Source organism: Streptosporangium sp. NPDC048047 (assembly GCF_040653115.1).
Taxonomy (GTDB): Bacteria; Actinomycetota; Actinomycetes; order Streptosporangiales; family Streptosporangiaceae; genus Streptosporangium.
This window is the reverse complement of the sequence record NZ_JBEZNH010000023.1, coordinates 49,814-71,551: the sequence shown is the minus strand read 5'-3', so window position 1 is coordinate 71,551 and position 21,738 is coordinate 49,814. Positions and strand designations below refer to the sequence as shown.

General features: G+C 73.7%; 22 protein-coding genes. 12 read left to right on the top strand and 10 right to left on the bottom strand.

The features are described from left to right. Nucleotides 1–4: 4 nt before the first annotated feature. Nucleotides 5–262, bottom strand: coding sequence for a hypothetical protein (locus AB0D67_RS20970; RefSeq protein ID WP_362937959.1), 258 nt, complete (start codon nt 260–262; stop codon nt 5–7). Between the two features lie 126 nt (nt 263–388). Here AB0D67_RS20970 and AB0D67_RS20965 point away from each other — a divergent pair, with 126 nt between their 5' ends. From AB0D67_RS20965 to AB0D67_RS20955, 3 genes are read left to right on the top strand one after another with little or no spacing between them, the layout of a single operon-like run. Further along, nucleotides 389–1,309 carry an ABC transporter ATP-binding protein gene (locus tag AB0D67_RS20965; RefSeq protein WP_362937956.1) on the top strand — a complete coding sequence of 307 codons (921 nt, stop codon included), beginning with the start codon at nt 389–391 and terminating at the stop codon, nt 1,307–1,309. A 2-nt stretch (nt 1,310–1,311) separates the two neighbouring features. Continuing rightward, nucleotides 1,312–2,073: an ABC transporter permease gene (locus AB0D67_RS20960; RefSeq protein WP_362937953.1), complete on the top strand. Its 762-nt coding sequence runs from the start codon at nt 1,312–1,314 to the stop codon at nt 2,071–2,073. A 52-nt stretch (nt 2,074–2,125) separates the two neighbouring features. Further along, on the top strand, nt 2,126–2,929 hold the full coding sequence (locus AB0D67_RS20955) for an ABC transporter permease (RefSeq protein ID WP_362937950.1): 804 nt from the start codon (nt 2,126–2,128) through the stop codon (nt 2,927–2,929). Between the two features lie 192 nt (nt 2,930–3,121). On the opposite strand, the gene AB0D67_RS20950 is transcribed toward AB0D67_RS20955, so the two are convergent. Then, nucleotides 3,122–3,439, bottom strand: a complete 318-nt coding sequence (locus AB0D67_RS20950) for a DUF952 domain-containing protein (protein ID WP_362937947.1) — start codon at nt 3,437–3,439, stop codon at nt 3,122–3,124. Nucleotides 3,440–3,453: 14 nt separating this feature from the next. Next, complete coding sequence (locus AB0D67_RS20945; protein WP_362937944.1) at nt 3,454–4,122, bottom strand: GNAT family N-acetyltransferase; 669 nt, start codon at nt 4,120–4,122, stop codon at nt 3,454–3,456. Nucleotides 4,123–4,129: 7 nt separating this feature from the next. On the opposite strand from AB0D67_RS20945, the gene AB0D67_RS20940 reads away from it, so the two are divergent. Further along, entirely contained in the window at nt 4,130–5,095 is a 966-nt protein-coding gene (locus AB0D67_RS20940; protein ID WP_362937941.1) for a radical SAM protein, read from the top strand. Nucleotides 5,096–5,277: 182 nt separating this feature from the next. Here the strand turns inward: AB0D67_RS20940 and AB0D67_RS20935 are convergent, their stop codons facing one another. After that, nucleotides 5,278–6,498, bottom strand: coding sequence for an Ig-like domain-containing protein (locus AB0D67_RS20935; RefSeq protein ID WP_362937938.1), 1,221 nt, complete (start codon nt 6,496–6,498; stop codon nt 5,278–5,280). Nucleotides 6,499–6,832: 334 nt separating this feature from the next. On the opposite strand from AB0D67_RS20935, the gene AB0D67_RS20930 reads away from it, so the two are divergent. The 3 genes from AB0D67_RS20930 to AB0D67_RS20920 are packed head-to-tail and all read left to right on the top strand — an operon-like array spanning nt 6,833 to nt 9,999. Then, nucleotides 6,833–8,614, top strand: a complete 1,782-nt coding sequence (locus AB0D67_RS20930) for a PP2C family protein-serine/threonine phosphatase (protein ID WP_362937935.1) — start codon at nt 6,833–6,835, stop codon at nt 8,612–8,614. Then, the gene (locus tag AB0D67_RS20925) at nt 8,611–9,666 is read left to right on the top strand and encodes a B12-binding domain-containing protein (RefSeq protein ID WP_362937932.1); all 1,056 of its coding nucleotides are present in this window, start codon (nt 8,611–8,613) and stop codon (nt 9,664–9,666) included. Before AB0D67_RS20930 ends, AB0D67_RS20925 begins: the two co-directional genes overlap by 4 nt. Before the next feature lie 6 nt (nt 9,667–9,672). Then, entirely contained in the window at nt 9,673–9,999 is a 327-nt protein-coding gene (locus AB0D67_RS20920; RefSeq protein ID WP_362937929.1) for an STAS domain-containing protein, read from the top strand. 165 nt (nt 10,000–10,164) lie between these two features. On the opposite strand, the gene AB0D67_RS20915 is transcribed toward AB0D67_RS20920, so the two are convergent. Both AB0D67_RS20915 and AB0D67_RS20910 read right to left on the bottom strand, forming a co-directional pair. Next, the gene (locus AB0D67_RS20915) at nt 10,165–12,108 is read right to left on the bottom strand and encodes a S9 family peptidase (RefSeq protein ID WP_362937926.1); all 1,944 of its coding nucleotides are present in this window, start codon (nt 12,106–12,108) and stop codon (nt 10,165–10,167) included. Between the two features lie 171 nt (nt 12,109–12,279). Continuing rightward, complete coding sequence (locus AB0D67_RS20910; RefSeq protein ID WP_362937923.1) at nt 12,280–12,999, bottom strand: MerR family transcriptional regulator; 720 nt, start codon at nt 12,997–12,999, stop codon at nt 12,280–12,282. A gap of 87 nt (nt 13,000–13,086) precedes the next feature. Here AB0D67_RS20910 and AB0D67_RS20905 point away from each other — a divergent pair, with 87 nt between their 5' ends. Beyond that, nucleotides 13,087–13,638, top strand: coding sequence for a DUF6194 family protein (locus AB0D67_RS20905; protein ID WP_362937920.1), 552 nt, complete (start codon nt 13,087–13,089; stop codon nt 13,636–13,638). A 259-nt stretch (nt 13,639–13,897) separates the two neighbouring features. Here AB0D67_RS20905 and AB0D67_RS20900 read toward each other — a convergent pair whose 3' ends face one another. Beyond that, nucleotides 13,898–15,214 carry a tetratricopeptide repeat protein gene (locus AB0D67_RS20900; RefSeq protein WP_362937917.1) on the bottom strand — a complete coding sequence of 439 codons (1,317 nt, stop codon included), beginning with the start codon at nt 15,212–15,214 and terminating at the stop codon, nt 13,898–13,900. A gap of 369 nt (nt 15,215–15,583) precedes the next feature. Here AB0D67_RS20900 and AB0D67_RS20895 point away from each other — a divergent pair, with 369 nt between their 5' ends. Continuing rightward, the gene (locus AB0D67_RS20895) at nt 15,584–16,333 is read left to right on the top strand and encodes a winged helix-turn-helix domain-containing protein (protein WP_362937914.1); all 750 of its coding nucleotides are present in this window, start codon (nt 15,584–15,586) and stop codon (nt 16,331–16,333) included. Between the two features lie 6 nt (nt 16,334–16,339). On the opposite strand, the gene AB0D67_RS20890 is transcribed toward AB0D67_RS20895, so the two are convergent. Beyond that, nucleotides 16,340–16,474: a hypothetical protein gene (locus tag AB0D67_RS20890; RefSeq protein ID WP_362937911.1), complete on the bottom strand. Its 135-nt coding sequence runs from the start codon at nt 16,472–16,474 to the stop codon at nt 16,340–16,342. On the opposite strand from AB0D67_RS20890, the gene AB0D67_RS20885 reads away from it, so the two are divergent. After that, the gene (locus AB0D67_RS20885) at nt 16,473–17,063 is read left to right on the top strand and encodes a DinB family protein (protein ID WP_362937908.1); all 591 of its coding nucleotides are present in this window, start codon (nt 16,473–16,475) and stop codon (nt 17,061–17,063) included. The two genes, AB0D67_RS20890 and AB0D67_RS20885, sit on opposite strands and share 2 nt — an antisense overlap. A gap of 419 nt (nt 17,064–17,482) precedes the next feature. Here the strand turns inward: AB0D67_RS20885 and AB0D67_RS20880 are convergent, their stop codons facing one another. Further along, complete coding sequence (locus AB0D67_RS20880; RefSeq protein WP_362937905.1) at nt 17,483–18,730, bottom strand: MFS transporter; 1,248 nt, start codon at nt 18,728–18,730, stop codon at nt 17,483–17,485. An 81-nt stretch (nt 18,731–18,811) separates the two neighbouring features. Between AB0D67_RS20880 and AB0D67_RS20875 the strand changes: the two genes are divergently transcribed. After that, on the top strand, nt 18,812–19,705 hold the full coding sequence (locus tag AB0D67_RS20875) for a LysR family transcriptional regulator (protein WP_362937902.1): 894 nt from the start codon (nt 18,812–18,814) through the stop codon (nt 19,703–19,705). A 160-nt stretch (nt 19,706–19,865) separates the two neighbouring features. Here AB0D67_RS20875 and AB0D67_RS20870 read toward each other — a convergent pair whose 3' ends face one another. Further along, the gene (locus tag AB0D67_RS20870) at nt 19,866–21,092 is read right to left on the bottom strand and encodes an amidohydrolase family protein (RefSeq protein ID WP_362937899.1); all 1,227 of its coding nucleotides are present in this window, start codon (nt 21,090–21,092) and stop codon (nt 19,866–19,868) included. 108 nt (nt 21,093–21,200) lie between these two features. Here AB0D67_RS20870 and AB0D67_RS20865 point away from each other — a divergent pair, with 108 nt between their 5' ends. Next, the gene (locus AB0D67_RS20865) at nt 21,201–21,731 is read left to right on the top strand and encodes a MarR family winged helix-turn-helix transcriptional regulator (RefSeq protein ID WP_362937896.1); all 531 of its coding nucleotides are present in this window, start codon (nt 21,201–21,203) and stop codon (nt 21,729–21,731) included. The last annotated feature ends 7 nt before the right edge of the window (nt 21,732–21,738 follow it).

Here is a 21,738-nt window from a genome sequence, read left to right as displayed (position 1 = left end):
CCGTTCAGGCCTTGAGTCTTCTGACCAGGCGGGTGGCGGCGCGGTGGCTGAGGCCGGTTTCGCCGCGGACGAGGAAGACGGCCTGGTCGGTGTGGCCGGTGGTTTTGAGTTCGAGGGCGCGGGCGAGGAGTTCGGGGCTGAGGCCGCCGTGCAGCAGGGCGTTGCGGGGGCGCTGGGTGATGCGGACGGCCCAGATGATGAGGGCGATGGCGATGAGGGCGAGCAGGATCGTCACGGCAGGGATGAGCAGGGAGTCCGACATGGGTTGTCCTTCGCGGGTGGGTCGCCGGGGGGCTCGGGGGCCGAGGGGGGTGTCGCCGGGGCGGGCCGGTGGGCCGGGGTTCGGTTCTTTCGGGTTTGTCGGGGGTTTCTGTTACGGTCCGGGTTCGTGGCTGTGCAGTCTCTTATTCACGCGCGTGGTCTGGTCAAACGTTTCGGGGATTTCACCGCGGTCGATGGGATCGATCTGGATGTGGCGCCGGGTGAGGCGTTCGGTTTCCTGGGTCCCAATGGGGCGGGGAAGTCGTCGACGATGCGGATGATCGGTTGTGTGTCGATGCCGTCGGCGGGTGAGTTGCGGATTTTCGGGTTGGATCCGGTGCGGGACGGGGTGCGGATCCGGGGGCGGTTGGGGGTGTGTCCTCAGCTGGACAATTTGGATCCGGATTTGACGGTTCGTGAGAACTTGACGACTTATGCCCGTTATTTCGGTTTGTCGCGGGCGGAGGCGCGGCGCCGCGCCGATGAGCTGCTGGACTTCGCCCGGCTGCGCGACCGGGCCGCGAGCCAGGTGGAGCCGTTGTCGGGCGGCATGAAGCGGCGCCTGACGATCGCGCGGGCGATGGTGGGCGATCCGGCGCTGGTGCTGCTGGACGAGCCGACCACGGGGCTGGACCCGCAGGCGCGTCACCTGCTGTGGGAGCGATTGTTCCGCCTGCGGAAGCAGGGGGTGACGCTGGTGCTGACGACGCACTACATGGACGAGGCCGAGCAGTTGTGCGACCGGCTGGTGGTGATGGACGGCGGGCGGATCGTCGCCGAGGGCTCGCCGCGTTCGCTGATCGCGGCGCACTGCACGCCGGAGGTGGTGGAGCTGCGCTTCGCCGAGGAGGGCGACCACGCCGGCAAGCTGGCGGGGGTGGGCCGCGCCGAGGTGCTGCCGGACCGGGTCCTTCTGTACGTCGATGACGGGGACGGCGCGGTGGCGGAGGTGCGCCGGCGGGGGCTTGCGCCGTCGGGGGTGCTGGTGCGGCGCTCGACGCTGGAGGATGTGTTCCTGCAGCTGACCGGCCGGACGCTGGTGGAGTGAGGGTGGCCGTGGGTGCGACGGCGGCGGTGCTGGAGCGGCATCTGGTGATGTACCGGCGGCTGTGGCGGGGGTCGGTGTTCTCCTCCTTCGTGCTGCCGGTGCTGTTTCTGGTCAGCATCGGGCTGGGGGTGGGCGGGCACGTCGGCCGGGTGGGCGGGGTGGGGTATCTGGCGTGGATCACGCCGGGGGTGCTGGCCTCGGCGGCGTTCCAGACGGCGATCGGCGAGTCGACGTACGCGGTGATGGGCGACTTCAGATGGGTGCGCTCCTACCACGCGATGTACGCCGCGCCGGTGCGGGTCGGTGAGATGGTCGCCGGGAGGCTGCTGTACGTCCTGCTGCGGGTGAGCGTGGCGGCGGCGGTGTTCCTGGGGGTGACGGCGCTGTTCGGCGCGTTGCGTTCGCCGTGGGCGGTGCTGAGCCTGCCGGCGGTGGCGCTGGTGGGGCTGGCGGCGGCGGCGCCGGTGACGGCGTTCGCCGCGACGGTGGAGCACGACAGCTACTTCGCGTTGCTGTTCCGGTTCGTGGTGATCCCTTCGGCGTTGTTCTCGGGGGTGTTCTTCCCCGTGGACCAGCTTCCGGGGCCGGCGCGGGTCCTGGCGTGTCTTTCGCCGCTGTGGCACGGGGTGGAGCTGAGCCGGGCGGCGACGCTGGGGGTTTCGCCGGCGTGGCCGGTGTGGGCGCATGTGGCGTGCCTGCTGGTGTGGGCCGCGGCGGGTACGGCGTGGGCGGTGTCGGCGTTCGGCGCGCGGCTGCGGGACTGACGAGAGCCGGGAGGGCCGTGGAGGGCCCTTCACGGCCCCGGAGGGGGAGGTCATGGTTTCTGCGATGGTGGCGGCGCGGCTGTCGCCGGTCCGCGTCGGCGCGGTGATGGGCCGCAACGTCGGGGCGCTTCGTTCTGGTCCGGCGTACTGGCTGGTGGTGGTCTCGGGGTTCTTCGAGCCGGTGCTGTACCTGCTGTCGATCGGTGTGGGCGTGGGGGCGCTGGTGGGGCGGCTGGAGGTGGGCGGCGGGCGGATGGTGGACTACGCGGCGTTCGTCGCGCCGGCGATGCTGGCGGTCTCGGCGATGTCGGGGGCGCTGGCGGAGACGACGTTCAACTTCTTCTTCAAGATGAGGTACGCCAAGACGTTCGAGGCGATTTTGGCGACGCCGGTGCGGCCGGTGGAGATCGCGGTGGGTGAGCTGGCGTGGGCGCTGGTGCGCAGCAGCCTCTACACGGGGGCGTTCCTGGTGGTGATGGTGGCGATGGGGCTGACCGGCGGGTGGTGGGCGCTGGCGGCGTTCCCGGCGACGCTGCTGGTGGGCCTGGCGTTCGGTGGGGCCGGGATGGCGATCAGCACGCTGATGCGGGGCTGGCAGGATTTCGATCTGCTGAGCACGGGGCAGTTCGCGTTGTTCCTGTTCTCCGGGACGTTCTCCCCCGTGTCGGACTATCCGGCGGTGATGGAGGCCGTGGTGGTGGCGACGCCGTTGTTCCACGCGGTGGAGCTGGTGCGGGGGCTGGCGATCGGGCAGGTGGGCTGGGGTCTTGCGGGGCACGCGGGGTATCTGGTGGTGATGGCGGCGGCGGGTCTGGCGTTCGCGGCGCGGCGCATCCAGCGGACGCTGTGCGCGTGAAGGCCGCCGCGCGTGAAGGCGCGGGCGGGGGGCGGTGGCCGGTCGCTGGTTCGCCGGTCGCGGTGGCGGGGTCCGCCCCGGGGTGAGAGGGCGTGTCCCCCCTCCCCCGGGGCGGGGCGGGGGCGGCGGGGATCGTGGTCCCCGCCGCCCCCGCCCTGCGGTTTCGGCCGCCGGCGCGCGGCGGGTGAGGGGTCAGGGGCGGCTGTAGGGGGCGGCGGAGACGACCGCGGTGAGCGGCAGCGGCCCGTACAGGTGGGGGAAGGCCTCCTCGGCGCCGGCGGGGATCTCCAGGCGGACGTCCAGGCCGGTGGGGTCGATGGTCAGCAGCAGCAACGGGCCGGTGACGTCGCGGTAGTAGCGGCGGGCGACGGCGTGCAGCTGGGCCTCGTCGGCGCAGGCGTGGATGAAGCCCTCCTCCTCCAGGGTGCGGCCGAGGGTGGAGACGCGATACTCCCCCGCCTGGCGGGCGGCGTCCCAGTCGGCGGCCAGGGCCAGGTGCAGGATGGTCATCGCGTCTCCTTGCCTCAGGGGCGGGCGTCCCACTCGCGGCGCAGCATCGCGTAGATCACCTCGTCGGTCCATTCGCCTTTGACGAGCTCGTTTTCCACCAGGTGGGCTTCGCGGCGCATGCCGAGGCGTTCCAGGACGCGGGCCGAGGCGTGGTTGCGGCCGTCGAGGCGGCCGGTGATGCGGTGCAGGCCCAGTTCGCCGAAGCCCAGGTGCAGCAGCATGCGGGCGGTTTCGGTGGCGTAGCCGTTGCCGTGGTGGCCGGGGTGGAAGATGTAGCCGATCTCGCCGCTTTCGTGGGTGCGGCTGTGCCAGAACAGGGTGGCGTCGCCGATGAGTTCGCCGGTGGCGGTCAGCTCCACCGCCAGGCTGAGGGCCTGGCCCTCGTCGGTCAGGGTCGAGAAGGTGATCTTCTTCTTCAGGGAGGTGCGGGTCTGCTCCAGGTCGTGGGGTTCCCAGTACAGGTGGCGGGCGACTTCGGGCAGGCGGTGGATGGCGTGCAGGGCCTGCAGGTCGTCTTCGGTGAAGGGGCGCAGGATGAGGCGTTCGGTGCGCAGCGGGTAGGAGGGGTTGAGCATCCGCTCAGGGTAGGGGTGGCGGGCGATGCCGGGCCAGTGGATTTCCGCGGGCGGCGGGGCGGGAGGGGACGGAGGCGACTTGCGGGTGGTGTCGAATGCGTGTTCCACTGATCGGATGCGATGGGAGTCGCCGGCGTTGCTGGAGGAGCCGCCGCCGCGGGGCGGGCCGCGGATCGGGCGCAGCGCCGTCCGGCGTGTCCTGGGGGATCTGACGTGTTATGAGGCTCCGGCTCGGGTGGCGCTGGAGCGTTCGGGCGGCGGGTGGTCGCTGAGCCCGTACCGGGGGTGTGAGCTGGGGTGCCGGTACTGCGCGGCGCGGGGCGCGCATCGGCGGCTGGGGCTGGATGCGGGGGCGGGGTTCGACTCGACGGTGGTGGTGCGGCCCGACATCGTGCGGCGGTTGCGGGCGGAGCTGGCCTCGGTGTGGGACGGCGAGCATGTGAGTGTGGGGGTGGGGGGTGACTGCTACCAGCCCGCTGAGGAGGTTTACCGGCTGATGCCGCAGCTGGTGGCGGCGTTGCGGGAGGCGGGGGCGCCGTTCACGGTGTTCACCAAGAGCCCGCTGGTGCTGCGGGACGCCGATCTTCTGGCGGGGGCGCCGGGGGCGGGGGTGGTGGTGTCGATCGCGTTCGTCGACGAGCAGGTGCGGCGGTGGGCCGAGCCGGGGGCGCCGAGCGCGCAGAAGCGGCTGGAGCTGGTGGCGGAGCTTGGTGAGCGGGGGGTGGCGTGCGGGGTGGCGATGGCGCCGGTGCTGCCGCTGGTGACCGATTCTGCGGATCAGCTGGCGGCGACGGTGCGGCGGGTGGCGGCGGCGGGGGCGGTGAGTGTGGAGCCGCGGGTGCTGCGGCTGCCGCGGGGGGCGCGGGAGTGGTATCTGGCGTGGCTGGGTGAGCGTCATCCGCGGCTGGTGGAGCGTTACGGCGAGCTGTACGCGCGGGGTGCGGACGCCGAGGAGGGGTATGTGCGGGCGGTGACGGCTCAGGTGCTGCAGCTGGCGGCGCGTTACGGGCTGGGGGCCGAGCGGCCGGAGCAGCCTTTGCCGCTGGCGTTGCCGGGTCATCGGCAGCTGCCGTTGCTGTGAGATGCGGCGCTCCTCCGGGGCGGAGGTGAACGTGCCGGGAGCCGGGCGCTCGGGCGGGCTCGGGAGGGCGGGGAAAGGCCGGGGCCCCGTGCGCCGGTGCGGCGCGCGGGGCCCTGATGGAGGGGTCCTTCTCCCCCGCCTGCGCCTTGCGGTGGTCGTCCGTCCGGCGCGGGGGCGAAGGGTCAGCTGTCGGCGCCGGTCAGGGCGCTGCCCTTCTTCCACTGGCTGAACGGCATCTGCCAGAAGCCCCAGCCGTTGTTCCATTCCAGTTTGCGGCTGGTGCCGGTGATGGTGATGACGTCTCCGCGCTGGACCTGGTCGTAGAACCACTTGGCCTGGTCGGGGCGGGCGTTGATGCAGCCGTGGCTGACGTTCTGGCGGCCCTGGGCCCAGACGTTGTTGAGGGCGTGGACGTATTCGCCGCTGTTGGAGAACCGCACCGCGTGGTTGATCATGAGGTCGTAGTAGCCGGGGTCGCCCTTCTTGCGGCCCGGGGAGATCATCCGTTCGGGGTTGGCCTTGCCCATGGTCAGGTGGACGCCGCTGGTGGTGGTGTATTCGCGGGTGGAGCCGTTGCCGGCGCTGATGAGCATGGTCTTGACGACCTTGCCGTCGCGTTTGACGACCATCTTGTGGGTGCGGGCGTTGACGACGGCGGTCTGGGCGGCGCCGATCCGGATGGTCTTGGTGAGGTCTTCGACGCCGTAGGCGTCCTTGCCGCTCTGGACGCCGGTGATGTTGGCGGTGAAGGTGATCTTCTGGTGGGGCTGCCAGAATTTCGCGGTGCGGTAGATGACGGTGGTGTCGCTGGTCCAGCGCCAGGCGCCCTGGGAGGGTTTCTCGGATTCGACGTGCAGGGCCTTTTCCACCGCGGCCTTGTTGGTGACGGGGTTGTTGAACGTCACGATGATGGGGGCGCCGATGCCGACCTTCTCGCCCTTGAGGGCGGGGGTGACGTCGGAGACCTTCAGTTCGACCTTGGGTTTGCGGGTGGTGAAGCTGCTCTGCGCGGTGGTGGCGCCGGCGCGGGCCGAGACGGTGTAGGCGGTGGAGGGCTTCAGTGCCCGCTTGGAGACCCACTTGGTGCGCCCGGTGTCGAAGGTGCCTTCGACGGGTTTTCCGTCGCTTTCGGCGGTGACCTCCTCGAGGGGGCCGCCGGCGGCGGTGACGACGATCTTCCGGTTCGGGGCGACGGTGCCGCTGCCCTGTCCCGGGGTGATCTTTATGGCGGCCCCGGCGGGTGTCTCCTTGGCGGGTGCCTTCTGTCCTTCGGCGGCGGGGTCGGGCGCCGCCGTTCCGCCGGAGCAGGAGGTCGCCAGAAGGGCGGCGGTCGTCATGGCCATGGCGGCCAGTGGCGTCCGGAGGCTGCGGCGTTCCACGTCTAGCACGACTTTCTCCCCCATAGCAGCAAGGTGCGTTCAAAACTTTAGTAGGTGATGCGCAGTACGGTTGCCTGGTTCAGCCGAGTTCGGTCACGTTTACGTCACTTCGTGGAGTCAATATCGTGCCGACGATCCGTCAGAAGATCGGTGGAGGGCGGCGGGCGTCTCCGTACGGTGACGGGGCACGGGGCCGAGACGGTGCGCGGGGGCGCACAGGGGGTGCACAGGGGCCCGCGGCGGTGCGGCGGGCGGCGTCGGGCGGTGACGGAGGGTGGCCGGCGGGCCCGCCGGGGCGGTGCGGAGGATAGGGTGGTTTGACCGCTCGATTCAGAAGGTCTGTCGGAAGGTCTGGGTGATGACCGCAGCTCGGTCCGCCGGCCAGGGCGCCGGCGCCGCAGGTGGTGAGGCCTCCGCCGGCCTGTACGGCGACGCGCACAGTGATGCCCGTGGTGATGCCCGTGGCGGCTCCCGCGGTGGCCTGCGCACCGGTGTGTGCGGCGATCCGCCGGGGGGTTTCCACGACGTCGCGGCGCGGGCGCCGGATGAGGCGCTGCTGCGCGCCGTCGTGGACGCCTGCGGCGAAGGGGTGGTCCTGTGCGACGCCGCGGGGACGGTGGTGGCGCGCAACGCCGCGGCGGCGCGGATGCTGCCGGCCGTGCGGCCGGGGACGGCGGCCGCCTCCACGGAGGCCGACCTGTTCGATGCCGGATGTCCCGAGGGCGAGGGCCGCGAGGTGGTGCGCGGCGGGCGGCGGCTGCTGGTGCGGCGCGAGTCCTTCGGGGTGGGCCACCGCGCCTGGTATCTGCGGGACGTCACCGCCGAGCGTGACCGCACCGAGGCGTTGCTGGCCGAGCGGCGGCGCACCGGTTTCCTGCTGGAGGCCGGGCGGCGTCTGGCCTCCTCGCTCAATCCGCGCCGCTGCGCCCGCGCCGCGGTGGAGCTGGCCTCGCCGTTCCTGGCCGACGTCGCCATGGTGGTGCTGCCGCCCGCGGCGCGGCGCCAGGCGCCGTGGCTGCGGTCGGTGCCGGGCCGGCCGGTCCTGCAGGAGGGGGTCATCGGGGCGGCGGAGGTCGCCCAGGTGCCGGGCCTGACCGAGGCGCTGGCGGGTTTCCCGCCGGTGCCCAGCCGGTGGCTGGATCCGGCGCAGGTGCCGCAGTGGCTGCTGCCGGAGGGGTTCGGCGCCGCCGCGCACCTGCTGGTGACGCCGCTGCCGGGCAACGGGGTGCCGGCCGGGGCGCTGCTCCTGGCCCGCGGCACAGGCGGTGAGCCGTTCGATGAGGAGACCGAGACGCTGGTGCGGGTCTTCGCCTCCCGGGCGGGCGCGGCGATCTCGGCGGCGGCGCTGTACCAGGAGCAGGGGGCGACGAACTCGATCCTGACCGGGGGGCTGCTGCCGCCGCATCTGCCGCAGCCGCCCGGGGCGGAGCTGGCGGGGTCGCTGCGGGCGGCCCTGCAGACCAGCCTGGTCGGCGGTGACTTCTACGACGTCTGCCCGCCCGAGGACGCCGCGCCCGGCGGGGAGCCGGCCGGCACGGCGCGGGGTGAGGCGCTGCTGATGCTGGGGGACGTGTGCGGCAAGGGGCCGCGGGCGGCGGTGCTGGCCGGGCAGGTGCGCCAGTCACTGCGGGCACTGGCGCTGCTGGAGCGCCGGCCCGGACCTCTGGTGGAGCTGCTGAACCGCTGCCTGCTGGCCTCACCGGTGCCGAACTCCTTCGTCACGCTGGTGCTGGGCTCCCTGGCCGCCGACGGCGACGGCGGCGGGGTGCGGCTGGAGCTGGCGGTGGCCGGGCATCCGCCGCCGCTGGTGCTGCGCGCCGACGGCACGGTCACCGAGGTCGCCTCCCGCGGTTCGATGCTGGGGGCGATGCGCCGGATCCTGCTGGAGCCGGTCACCGTGCACCTGGCGCCGGGTGAGGTGTGCCTGCTGTACAGCGACGGCATCACCGAGGCGTTCGGCGGCCCGTCGGGCCGGGAGATGTACGGCGGGCAGCGGCTGAAGGCGGCGCTGGCCGGGTGCGCGGGCATGCCGGCCTCGGCGGTGGTGGAGCGGCTGGAGCAGCTGAGCACCGAGTGGCTGGCGGGGCGGGTCCAGGACGACCGGGCTCTGCTGGCCGTACGAGCGGAGGGCCCGCGATGAGCACCACTGCCGTCTTTCCCGGTCTGCGGGCCGCGGGTGAGCGTTATTTCGGCCACATCGGCCGCGCCGACGAGTTCGGCGCGGTGGATGTGGTGCTGGAGCTGCTGGAGGCCGGGGTGCCGGCCGAGCGGGTGCTGCTGGACCTCATCGCCCCGGCGCAGCGGCGGGTGGGTGAGCTGTGGGCGGCCAACGACTGGTCGGTGGCGCGTGAGCACGCCGCCACGGCGATCAGCGAGCGGGCGGTGGCGGCGGTCGCCGCGCGGGTGCGGCCCCGGCCGCACCTGGGGCGCGTCACGGTGGCCTGCACCGACGGCGAGTACCACGCGCTGCCCACGCGGCTGCTGGCGGAGGTGCTGCGGCTGCGCGGCTGGCACGTCGACTTCCTGGGCGCGTCGGTGCCGGGCCCGCATCTGATCACCCATCTGCATCAGACGGGGCCGGACGCGGTGGCGCTGGGGTGCGCGCTGGCGCTGCGGCTGCCGCGGGCGCACGCCATGATCGGCGCCTGCCAGGCGGTGGGGGTGCCGGTGCTGGCCGGCGGGGCGGGGTTCGGCGCTGACGGCCGGTTCGCGCGGCTGCTGGGCGCCGACGCCTGGGCGCCCAGTGCCGACGCCGCGGCCGACCTGCTGGCCGAGGGGGGCCTGCCGTCGTTCCCCTCCCCCGCGGTGGCGCTGGCCCACCTGGACGATGAGGAGTACACGCATCTGACGCGGCGGCGGGCGCAGCTGCTGCAGACGGTGATGAGCGAGATGGTGGCCGCCTTCCCGCCGATGGCGGCCTACGATCCGGCGCAGCTGGAGGCCACCGCCGACGATCTGGCCCACATCCTGGACTTCCTGGGGGCGGCCCTGTACGTCGATGACGATGAGTTGTTCGCCGGGTTCGTGTCCTGGACGGCCGGGGTGCTGGGGGCGCGGGGGGTGCCGGGGCGGGCGCTGAGCGGGGGCTTGCGCCTGTTCCACGGTGAGCTGCGAGACTTTCCCCGGGCCCGCCGTATCCTGCGGTGCGGTATCACCGCCGCGGACGGCGGCCACAGCGAGTTGGAGAACTGACGCCAGATGCTGGAGAAGACCCCGCTGCGCACCGAGGTGCGAAGCCGCGAGCCGGGCGCCGTGCTGCTGGCGCTCACCGGTGACCTGGACTACGACACCGCGGCCGAGCTGGTCGCCGCGGCGCAGGAGGCGCTGGGCGGCGGGGTGGACCGGCTCGACCTGGATCTGTCGGGGCTCGACTTCATCGACTCCTCCGGCCTGGCCGCTTTGATCAACGTCTACAACGTCGCGCGGGAGCAGGAGGCGGGCCTGCGGATCGTCGCTTTGACGTCGTATCTGCGGCATCTGTTCCAGGTGACGGCGCTGGATCACATCTTCGAACTGCCGGCGTGAGCCCCGCCGGCGGGTGCCGCCGGCGGGGCTCAGGGTGGAGCGGCTGTCGTGGGTCGCGCCGCCGGCCGGCGGCGTGGCCGCCTGTCATCGGCTCCGGATCGTGAGCCGGCGCGCCGGGCTGCGCACGCTCACCTCGGTGGCGTTCCCGTGGAGCCGCTCGGAGCGTCAGCGGTGAGGTGATGCGGGGCAGGCGAGCCAGCGGTCGAACCACGCGCGGGTGCGCCGCAGCAGGTCGATCTGGTGGCTGCGCTCCTGGATCGAGTGGCCTTCCCGCGGATAGACGACGAACTCGTGCTCGATGCCGAAGTGCCGTAAGGCGCGATGGAGGTACGTGGCCTGGCCGAGCGGGACGTTCGTGTCGTTCTCGCCGTGCAGGATCAGCACGGGCGTGCGGATCTTCGAGGCGTGGGAGATGGGGCTGAGCCGGTCGTGCGGGTGCGGGCCGGTTCCTTCCCAGCCGCAGCTGCCGCTGAGGCCCGCTTCCAGGGTCGCCCAGTCACCGGTTGCGACGAGCATGCCCCAGTCGCTGATGCCGGCGCCCACGATCGCGGCCTTGAACCGGTCCGTCTGCCCGACGGCCCACGCGGCCATGAACCCGCCGTGGCTCCATCCGCCGATCCCCAGCCGGTCCGGATCGGCGACGCCGCCGGCGATCAGCAGGTCGATGCCGCCGATGATGTCAGTCCACTCCTGCATGCCGGCCGCGCCGGCGACGGTCGCCGCGAAATCATGGCCGTGGCCCTCGCCGCCCCGGGGATTGGGCAGGAAGACCGCGTACCCTGCGGTCGCCAGCCACTGTCCCGACGGGATCACGCCGAGCATGAACCGGTCGGCGTGCCTGTCGTAGGGGCCGCCGTGCACCAGCGTGATGAGCGGGAACGGGCCCTCGCGGCGGCTCCTTCCGGCCGGCAGGATCAGCAGCCCGTCGAGGTCGAGCCCGTCGGAGGCCTTGTAGGAGAGGCGTTCTTGCGTTCCCCAGGTGATCTGGCGCAGCTGCGGCCTGGTGTCGCTGAGTCGCGTGAGCCGATCGGCGGGCGGTCCGGCGTGGATGTTCATCGGCTCATACGCCGTGCTCGCCGCCATGGCGACCATCTCCCCCGACCGGCTCGCGGTGAGCCAGGCGGCCCAGCCCTCCACCGAACGCATCGGCTGGAACCGCTGTGTTTCCGGATCGAGGCGGTGGATCGCGGTGTCGAGCCCGTCGGCGAACAGTGCCAGCGGCGGGCCGTCCGCGGTCTGCGCCAGGCCGGACGGGCAGACGGTCATGCCGCCGGTCAGGTTGTGGTGCTCTCCTGCCGCGCCGCTCCCGGGCACGGCGAGGTCGTATACAGCCCGTCCCCCGACCGGCCCGGGCAGGGTCGTCGCCAGGTAGCACAGGTGCCAGCCGCCGCCGGTGTTCCACCAGGTGGGTGAGGACGCATCCAGCGCGGCCCGGCCGAGCGCCCGGACCTCGCCGCTCTCCAGGCCGACCGCGTGCAACTCGCAGGTGCGGCAGCCGGGGTCGAGCTCCGGGGTCGCCCAGCTGAGTACGGCGAGGGCCCCGCCGTCCGGGCGTTGCGCCAGTTCGACGACGTGCCTATCGTCCAATCCGTCCACCACGTGTGCCCGGCCGGAATTCAGCTCCAGCAGCCACAACCGGTCATGGGGCACCTGTTGTCCCCACACCTTGGCGTCGTCGCGTCCGGCCGTCCCGCGTTCGTCGGCATCGGCCGGCGGCTTTGCGGCCACCACCGCGATCCGCCGGCCGTCGGCGAGGGGGAGGTAGTCGGAGATCCCTTCCGGCCAGGTGGTCAGCGTCTGTGCCTCGCCGCCTTCGAGGGAGGTCCGATGCAACTGGGTCGCGCCTCGCCGCGCCCGATCCGATCCGAAGTAGAGCGAGGCCGAATCCGGCGCCCAGCGGGGCATGAAGTCTTTCGCCGTTCCCGCGGTCAGCTGCCTGGGTGGTGCGCTTTCGTCGGTCGCGGCGATCCAGATCGCACTGCTCGGACGGTCCTGTGCCCTTCCGGCCGGGGCGGCCGTGTAGGCGACCCAGCGGCCGTCCGGGGAGATCACCGGGTGCAGCGGCACGATGCCGTCCACGACCAGTTGCGGCGTGACCTTACTCAGCAAGCTCGTCTCCCCGGGTCGAAGGTGATGATCGGCGTAATGAAGATCATGCCGGAAGTCTCATTGCGCGAATGGCTGAATGCCGCAGATCGCGGGCGGCAGTAGTCTCCGGAAACCACCGGTTCCCGGAAACAGCCTCCTCGGAGGCGGCCCCGGGGATATGGCGCGCGCCGGTCACGGGGGCAGGGGGCTGGGCGCTGCGGCGGGGGTGAGCAGGGTGACGAGCGCGGCCGCGCCGTCGAGCAGGGCCCTGGAGCGGGCGGTGACGGCGGCGTCGCGGGCGTCCAGCGCGGCGGTGACGTCCTGCCGGCCGCCCGGCTCGCGCAGCCGCGGCATCAGGGCCCGCAGCGGAGCGATGCGGTGGCCGGCGGCGCGCAGCTGGTGGACGATCCGGGCGTCGCGGACCTGGGCGGGGGTGTAGCGGCGCGCCCCGCGGTCACGGCCGCGGTCGCGGTCGGGCACGACGAGGCCCTCGGCGTCCCAGTGCCGCAGCGTCGAGGCCCGCACGCCCAGGGCGGCGGCGAGTTCGGAGACGCTCATCGCGTCGCCGGCGCGCACGTCGCCGATCGGTTCGGCGGAGATCTCCCGGGCGGCCTCGCGGGCCCGCCTCAGCCGGGCGCGCTCGGCGTCGAGCCGGGCGTGCGCCGCGTCGAGCAGGGCCAGCGCCTCCGAGGCGGGTGGGCGGTGGGCGGCCCGGACGATTCTCCTGGCCTCGGCGGGGCCCGCGCCGGCGGCCAGGGCCCGGTAGGCCAGCGCAGAGGCGAGGTGGACGCCGCTGTAGAGGCGGTGGCCGGCGGCCGAGCGGGCCGCCGGGGGCAGCACGCCGTCGCGCTCGAGGTTGCGCACCTGCTGGACGGAGTAGCCGCAGCGCCGCGCGACGTCCACGGTGCGCATTTCGGGTGATTCGCGGCTTGGCATCGTGGAATCCCTGGTGGCATGCGGTGAAGTCTCCACAGGCACTTTAATGTGACGCTTGAAGGCATGACCATGGATGAGATCATCGACTTCGTGAGCGGCCTGGAGGGCGTCCTGGCCGTCAGGCCGCAGCCCGGCGACGGCACCCCCGAGCTGGCCTGGGGGGATGCGTTCTTCTACTACTCCCCCGACGGCGTCGTGCCGACGACCGTCCAGCCCTTCGCGACGATCGTGACGAAGAACTATCCCGAGGACGAGACCTCCCGCCTGGAGCGGCCGGGCGCCTTCCGGGTGAACGTCGCCGCCGGCAGGGAGGCGTTCGTCCACTGGAGCGGTCACGCGCCGCGCGAGCCGGGTCCCGCCGCCCGGTCCGGGGCGGGCTCCGGCCCGGGCGGCGGGACCCGGTCCGGCGGGGGTGACGGCCCGGGCGGCGATGGCGGTGGCGGTGACGCCGAGGACGCCGAGGACGCCGTGATCGCCCACCCGGTCTACGGGGCCCAGTCGTGGCTGGCGGTGGTGAACCCGGGTCCCCGTACCGCGCGGGTGCTGCGGGAGCTGCTGTCGCAGGCCCACCGGCTGGCCCGCGCCCGCCACGAGCGGCGCGCCGCGGCGGGGTGAGCCGCCGCCGGGGCCGAGGGCAGGGACCTCTCGGCCCCGGGGTCGCCCGGCTCCCCGGTGGCGGTGGCCGGCGTGCCGCGGGGCCGCGACCGGGGCCGGCCGTGACCGGGCCGGGGAGCCGGGCGACGGCCGCCGGCATCGGGAGTGGCTCCCGCTCTTTTCCGGTACGGCCTCCTCGAGGGGAGGCCGTACCGGCCCGCCCTCCCCCTCCCCCGGGGGGCTGATCGGCAGGAGGCGCCGCCGCGTGTGGTCGCGGTGGTCAGGCGGCCTTGCCGCGGGCGATGTAGTAGAGGTTCATGTCGGTGAAGTCGAGGGTGGCGGTGCTGGGTTTGTGGAAGCAGTGGAAGAAGGCGGCCGGCACGTCGAACCCGTTGGGGGCCAGCGGCGCGTCCGGGTTGGTGTAGCAGTAGACGTCCCTGGCGGTGGCGTCGCCGAGGCGGATCTCCTTGGGGTAGCAGGGGTAGGCGACGGCCGGGTGGCTGCCGGCGAAGGTCTCCACCGGGCGGTCGCGGTCGGTGCGGATCCGCAGCCGTTCGGCCGTATCGCCGAGCACGACCGCGGCGACCTCGCCCTGCCCGCCGAAGAGCGTGCCCACCACCTGCGGGCCGGAGGCGGTGAGGCCGGCGAGGCTGCCGCGGCTGTGCAGCGCGTTCTCACGGGTCAGCCACAGCGGCAGGGGTCCGGCGCCCGCCTGTGCGGCGGCGGCGCGTGCCTCGGCGGCCGCTTCGGGGGTCCGGCGGCGCAGGATCAGCTGGCGGCCCGCGTAGTCGAAGGTGGTCAGCAGGTGGTAGAAGACCCATATGCCGATCATGCCGTCGGAGTCGGTGTCGACGTCCGCGCCCGACTCGGTCGACGACCAGCTCACGGGGACGTCGCGTAGTTCGATGCCGCCCAGCCTGAGTGAGTCCAGCGCCCCGTAGTGCGCCCAGACGACGCCGTCCAGGTAGTCGATCTTCTCGCTGACGATGGGGTTCAGCCCGGCCTCGCGGGCCACCGTCGCCGAGACCTGCAGGTAGGGGGCGCCGGTGTAGAACGTGAAGCGTTTCGCCGGTCCGCCGTTGACCGAGGCCTCTACCAGCGGTATCGGGTCCATCTGCTGCCAGGGCAGGCGCGCGGTGTCGCCGTGGATCCGGTACGGCTCGCCGGAGAACGCCGCGAACCAGGTGGCGTAGCTTTCCTCGCCGGCCGCCCGCCAGTGCGGTGCCGACAGGGAGAGTTTGTCCTGCCGGATGTAGCAGTCGGCCAGGAGCCGGTTGGCCTCCTTGTCGCCGGGCGCCAGCCGGACGGCCGTTGTGAGGTATTTCTCGGCGTCGGGGAACCGGTTGGACAGCAGCGCGACGTGGCCGCGCCGGCGGGCGGCGTGCAGGTTGGCGGGGTCCTGTTTCAGGATCTCCTCGTAGGCGCGGGCGGCCTGCTCGAACTTGCCGGCCTTGAACAGCGCGTCCGCGTCGCCGCTTCCGGTCGCCGCGGCGGCCGCGGCCGTGCTGTTCGGCAGCGGCACGGTCACGGCCGCACCGGCCAGTGCGGCGGCGCCCCGCAGCACCGAGCGCCGATCCCATCCTCCGTCGTTGACCAAGGCATTCTCCTTTTCGTGATCGTTTTCGCCGGGGTCCTCCGCCGGGCGGACGGCCACGGCGGCGGGCGGGCCGGGCCGGTTCGAGTCCCGGCCGGTTCGGGGCCGGGCCGGTTCGGGGCCGGTCGTTGCTGGACGGCGACGCGCGCGGCATGCCGCCGGTCTTCGCCGCCCGGCCGGTGACCCGCCGTCCCCGTCCGTCGCCGGTCCCGTCCACTGTCGGGCGGCCGGGTCCCCGGTTCGTCCGCGTCGTGTCATGGTCGTGTCACGGTCACGGTCACGGTCGGCGCCGGTGCGGGGGCGGCCGGGAAACCGCGGCGGGCGGCGGGGGCGCGTTCGCCGCAGCGGCGTCCGGCCGCCGATGATGGGGGCATGAGTGTCACCGTCACCGGTCCCGTCCCGCTCGCCGCGCTGGCCGCGCTGCTTGCCGATCCCACCCGGGCGCGGTTCTGCCTGGCGCTGCTGGACGGGCGGGCCTGGAGCGCCGGGGAGCTGGCCCGCGGCGCCGGGGTGGCCGCCTCCACCGCCAGTGAGCACCTGTCGCGGCTGGTGGAGGCGGGGTTGCTGGCCGAGGAGCGTCAGGGCCGTCACCGCTACGTGCGGCTGGCCGATCCCGGTGTGGCCCAGCTCATCGAGGACCTGGCCGCCCACGCCGGCGGGCCGGGCGGGGGGCGGCCGGTGACGTTGCGGGCCTCGGCCGCGGCGCGGGCGATGGCCGGGGCGCGCACCTGCTACGACCATCTGGCCGGGCGGCTGGGGGTGGCGGTCACCGACGCGCTGACCGCGCGGGGCCTGCTGTGCCAGGACGCCGGGTTCGCCCTGACCCGGGAGGGGCTGGAGTGGTTCGCCACCGGTCTGGGGGTGGGGTTGCCGGTGTCCGGGCGGCGGCCGCTGGCCCGGCCGTGCCTGGACTGGACCGAGCGGCGTCACCACCTGGCCGGCGCCGCGGGGGCGGCGTTGTGCTCGGCGTTGCTGGAGCGCGGCTGGGTGGTGCGGATCGGCTCGGGGCGGGCGCTGCGCGTCACCGGCGGCGGGCGGCGGGCCCTGGCGGAGCTGCTGGGGCTGGAGACGGAGAAAGAGGCGGAGGCGGAGGCGGAGGCCGGCTCGACGCCAAGCCGATGATCGTGGTCAGGCCGGGGCTCCGAGGGCGGTGACGCGGTTCGCGTACTCGCGGCGGGCCTTGCGCCGTGCCGGGATCGCCAGGGCGTCGCCGAGCGGCGCGGCCGGGGATCGAACCCTGGTGAGGGTAGGCTCACGCCGCATGATCGGTGAATTCGCGAAGGACAACCTGCACGAGAGACTGCGGCGGGACCGCGGGGCGCTGCTGTGGAAACTCGAGGGCTTGTCCGAATACGATGCCCGCCGGCCTCTGACAGCGACCGGGACCAACCTCCTCGGCCTGGTCAAACACATGGCCACCATCGAGGCCAGGTACTTCGGCGAGGTCTTCGGCCGCCCGTCCCCGGAACCCCTGCCCCGGTGGCAGGACTCCGACGGCGGCGATCTGTGGGCGGCCGGGGACGAGACCCGCGAACAGATCATCGGGTTCTACCGGCGCACCTGGGAACACTCGGATGCGACGATCAACGATCTTCCCCTCGACGCCCCCGGCCACGTGCCGTGGTGGCCGGAGTCGACGCCGGCCTGGCACATGAACCTGTTCGCCATCATGGTCCATGTCCTCGTCGAGTCCACCCGGCATGCCGGGCACGCCGACATCCTGCGCGAAGGACTCGACGGCCGGACGGGGTTGCGCGCCGAACACGAGAGGCGGATCGACGAGGAGGCCCGCGCGGCCTACCGCGCGAAGATCGAGCAGGCCGCCAGGTCGGCCGCGTCGATCAACGCTTAGCCGGGCATGTCAGGCGGCCTCACGTCAGCTCCCCCACGCCCGGACTCGTTCCCGTGGGCACGTGAAGGGCAGGTCCGCACACTCACCTGCGGAGATCTCCGTCAGCAGTGAGCCTTCCCGGCCCGGATACGGACATCCGCCGGGGAGGCTTTTTTCATGCTCCGGGGCCGCTCATCCGGGACCGGCGCTGATCATACGGGCGCCCTCCCGGGACCTGGCATCGCCGATCCGGGCATGCGGCGCTCGCTCGTTGACCACCCCTGCGGTCGCGTTTCAGGACGCCGACATGGCCGCGGTGCACTTCTGGCGGCGCGTCGCCACGAAGATCGCCGGTGACGCATGGGCTGAGGAACGCAGAGGGGTACCAGGCCGGCCGGACCTGCCTCCTGACGTCTGGATCTCGTTCAGCACCCCCGCGGTCAGGCCCGGGGCCGGCCGGAGCCCGTCCGCCCGGCGGCCGCCCGGAGGCGTTCCAGGGCCCACAGTGTGAGGGCCGCGGCCGACAGGGTGGCGCCGAGCAGGCTGACGCCGCTCCAGCCGGCGTGGGTCCAGGCGAATGAGGCCAGGGGCGGGCCGGCGGCGCCGCCGAGGAAGAACGCGGTCATGAGGGCGGAGTTGAGCCGGTTGCGGTTTTCGGGGGCGAGGGCGTAGATGACGTTCTGGCCGGCGTTCAGCAGCGCCTGCTGGGCCGCGGTGAACAGCACGAGCCCTGCGACGAGCGGGACGGGTGACAGGGCCCCGGCGGCGATCAGTGGCCACGACAGCGTCAGCAGCGCGGCGGCGATGCCGCTGACCTGCTGCACCCGTCCGCGGTCGGCCAGCCGGCCCGCGATCGGCGTGGCGATCGCCCCGGCGATGCCGGCCAGGCCCAGGGCGCCGACGGCCGCCTCGTGCCAGCCGTACGGCGGGCCGGTCAGCAGGAAGGTCAGCGCCGTCCACAGCGCGCTGAACGCGGCGAACGACAGTGCGCCGATTCCGGCCCGCCACCGCAGCAGCGGCTCGTGGCGGAACATCGCCAGCGTCGAGCGCAGCAGCGCCGGATACGACAGCCCGAGGGGGGTGTGCAGGCGGGGCAGGAACCGCCACAGCAGGGCGGCGGCGATCGCGACGAGGACCGCGTTGAGCCAGTAGATCGTCCGCCAGCCGCCGAGCGCGGAGACCGTGCCGGCCGCGGTGCGGGCCAGCAGGCCGCCGAGCAGCAGTCCCGTCATGACGGTGCCCACGACGCGGCCGCGTTCGCCGGGTGCGGCGAGGGTGGCGGCGTAGGGGACGACGACCTGCGCGGCCACCGAGGTGAGCGCGGTCAGCGCGGTGCCGGCCAGCAGCAGCGCGCCGCTGGGCGCGCAGGCCGACACCAGGAGGAACACCGAGGTGGCCGCGAGCAGGCCGACGCTGAGGCGGCGGCGTTCGGCCAGGTCGCCCAGGGGGACCAGGAGGATCAGGCCGAGGGCGTAGCCGCCCTGGGCGGCGGTCACGATCAGCGCGGCCATGGTGGTGCTCAGCCCGAGCTGGCGGCCGATGACCTCAAGCAGCGGCTGGGCGAAGTGGTTGCCGGCGACCGCGAGGCCGGTGGCCGCCGACATCAGCAGCAGCAGGGAGCGGGGCAGCCGGGCGGGGGCCGCGACAGCGGGGACGGGAGCGGGGGCGTGCCGCGGGGTGTGCGTCATGGGGTCAAGGGTGCGCGACACCAGATCGATGAGTCCAACACATGGTTTTCATCGTGATCGATCGTGGTTCATGATGGCTGGATGGAGTTGCAGCAGCTGAGGTATGTCGTGGCGGTCGCCGAGATCGGCAACTTCACCCGGGCGGCCGAGCGCTGCCATGTGGTGCAGTCGGCGCTCAGTCACCAGGTCGCCGCCCTGGAGCGGGAGCTGGGCGCCCGGTTGTTCGAGCGGACCAGCCGGCGGGTGCGGCTGACGCCGGCCGGGGAGGCGTTCCTGCCCGCGGCGCGGGCGTGCCTGGAGGCCGCGGCGCGGGCGCGGGCCGACGTGGCGGCCGCGAGCGGGGAGATCCGCGGGCGCCTGGCCGTCGGCGCGATCCCCACGGTCGCGGCCGTCGACCTGCCGGCCGCGCTGCGGGACTACCGCCGGCGCCACCCGCGGGTGCACATCACGCTCGTCTCGGCGGGCAGCGAGGAACTCGTCGAGCAGGTCCGCAGGGGCGGTCTCGATGCGGCGTTCCTCGGGCTGCCGCCGCGCGCGCGGCCCCGGGGGGTGCGCAGCCTGCGGCTGGGCACGGGTGAGCTGGTCGCGGTGGTGGCGCCGGAGCACCCGCTGGCGGGCGGTGAGGCGGACCTGCGCGGCCTGGCCGATGAGCCGTTCGTCGACTTCCGCGCCGGCCACGCCGGGCGGCTGCAGTCGGATGAGGCGTTCGCGGCCGCGGGGGTGCGGCGCGAGGTGCCGTTCGAGGTGTCCTCGGCGGAGTTCATGGTGGATCTGGTACGGCAGGGCCTGGGGGTGGGCATGCTGCCGGCCGCGTACGCGCCGCGGTTTCCCGATCTGGGCGTCGTCCGGCTCCGCGACGCCCCCACGCGGGCCGAGTACCTGATCTGGGACTTTCGGCCGTCGCCGGCGGCCGCGGCGTTCCTGGAGCTGGCCGGCGCCGATCCCGCGGCGGCGGAGGGTGCTCAGGGCCGCTGAGCCGGGACGCCGGAGCCCGCTCCGCCGGGCGGCGCGGCCGCGGCGAGGGCGGCGCGCAGGGCACGGGCCTCCTGCGGCGTGGTGAGGCCGGGGGCGGGGGCGGCTCCTTTGCCGCCTGGTGCGGCGGGGGCCGCCCGGCCGGAGGGGACGGCGGGCGGGGTCAGGCCGCCAGGCGGGAGCCGCGGCGCCAGACGGCCCGGGTGTTGAGGGTGTCGGAGATGGTGGTGGCCGGGTCGCCGTCGACGAGGAGGAGGTCGGCGCGCAGGCCCTCGGCGACGCGTCCGCGGTCGTCGAGGCCGAAGCGGCGGGCGGGGGTGGCTGTGGCCGCGCGCAGGGCCTGGACGGGGCTGAGGCCGGCGCGGACCAGGTACTGCAGTTCGTGGTGGAGGCTGGCGCCGTGGGCGACGCCGCCGAGGAAGGGCAGGGGCAGGGCGGCGTCGGTGCCGGTCAGCAGGTCCACGCCGGCCTCAGCGAGGGCTTTGACGGTGGCCAGGACGTCGTCGATCCTGCCCTGGGGGTGGTGGCCGTAGCAGGAGCGCAGGGTCTCCTCCCAGCCGGCGTCCAGGCGGGAGGCGACGCGCGGGTCGTCGGCGAGGGCGGCGCCGGTGATGCCCATCATGGAGGCGTTCAGCACGACGCAGGGCACGACGAACACTCCGGCGTCCCTGATGAGGCCGATGATCTCCTCGGTGTGGGGGCGGTCCATGAACAGGTGGGCCAGGCCGTCGATGCCCGCCTCGAGGGCCATGCGGGTGGTCTCGGCGGTCAGGGTGTGGGCGACGGTGAGCACGCCGTGCCTCCTTGCCTCGGCGACGCCGGCGTTCAGGGTGGCCTGGTCCAGCATGGGAAGGCCGGGGTGGCCTTCGATGCTGCCGTCGTCGACCATGAACTTGATGTAGTCGGAGCCGTTTTCGATGAGCCGGGGGACGAACGCGGCGGCTTCCTGCGGGGTGGTGGAGAAGGGCATGAGCGGGGGCGGCCCGGCCGGTTTCGTGCCCGCGGGCGGGCCGGGGCGGAAGCCCTCGGGGAACAGCTCGCTGGGGTGGCCGCCCGGCGGGGTGATGGCGAAGCCGCTGGAGCGCACGTCGGCGACGGTGTCGTCGTCGCTGATGCGGGCCCGGTTGCCGCGGGTGTGGGTGCCCTGCATCTCCAGTTCGGTGGTCACGCCGAACCGCAGGGCCAGCGCCAGGGTGCCCGGGCCGGTGTGGACGTGGGCGTCGATCAGGCCGGGCAGCAGCGTCGCCCCGCGGCCGTCGACGATCTCGGCGCCGGGCGGGGCCTGCCCGCCGACGCGGGCGATCCGCCCGTCCTCGATGAGCACGGTGGTCACGCCGAGCGTCTTGTCGCCGTCGAAGACCCGGGCGCCGGTGATGGCGGTCATGGACATCGTCTACCTCGATCCTTGAGCACGGACACCCCAAATATATACCTAAAGCTATGTGCATTCTTCGCGGTATGGGTATGCGTGGCGGCCGATGTTCCTTAGGATGGCCGCATGAGCAGCTCCGCACCGTCCCCGGAGGCCGAAGGCGCCCTTTTCGACCAGGTCGGGCCCGCGCTGTCGCGGCTGCGGCGGCGCACCGCGGGCGGGCGCGCGGATCTCACGCGCAACCTCGTCCTGAACGTGGTCGCCGACGCGGCCGGGGAGATGACGGTCGGCGGCCTGGCCGGGGAGATGGGGGTCACCCAGCCCGTCGCCAGCCGTACGGTCGCCGCCTGCATCGCCGACGGGCTGCTGCGGCGGGCCGCCTCCCAGGCCGACGGGCGGCGCACCGTGCTGGAGCTCACCGCCGCCGGCGAGGCCGAGCGCCGCCGCTTCGCCTCCGCGCAGCGTGAGGTCTTCGAACACATCACCGCGGCGTGGGAGCCGGCCGAGCGCCTGCGGTTCGCCCGGTCGCTGATCCGCTACAGCCGGGACGCCGGAGCCTGGTCCGCCGGGCGGCGCGACCGCGGCGAAGGCGGCGAAGGCGACACGGACGGCGAGGGCGTCGAGGACGGTACGGGCGTCCGGCCCGAGCGGGACTGAGCCTTCC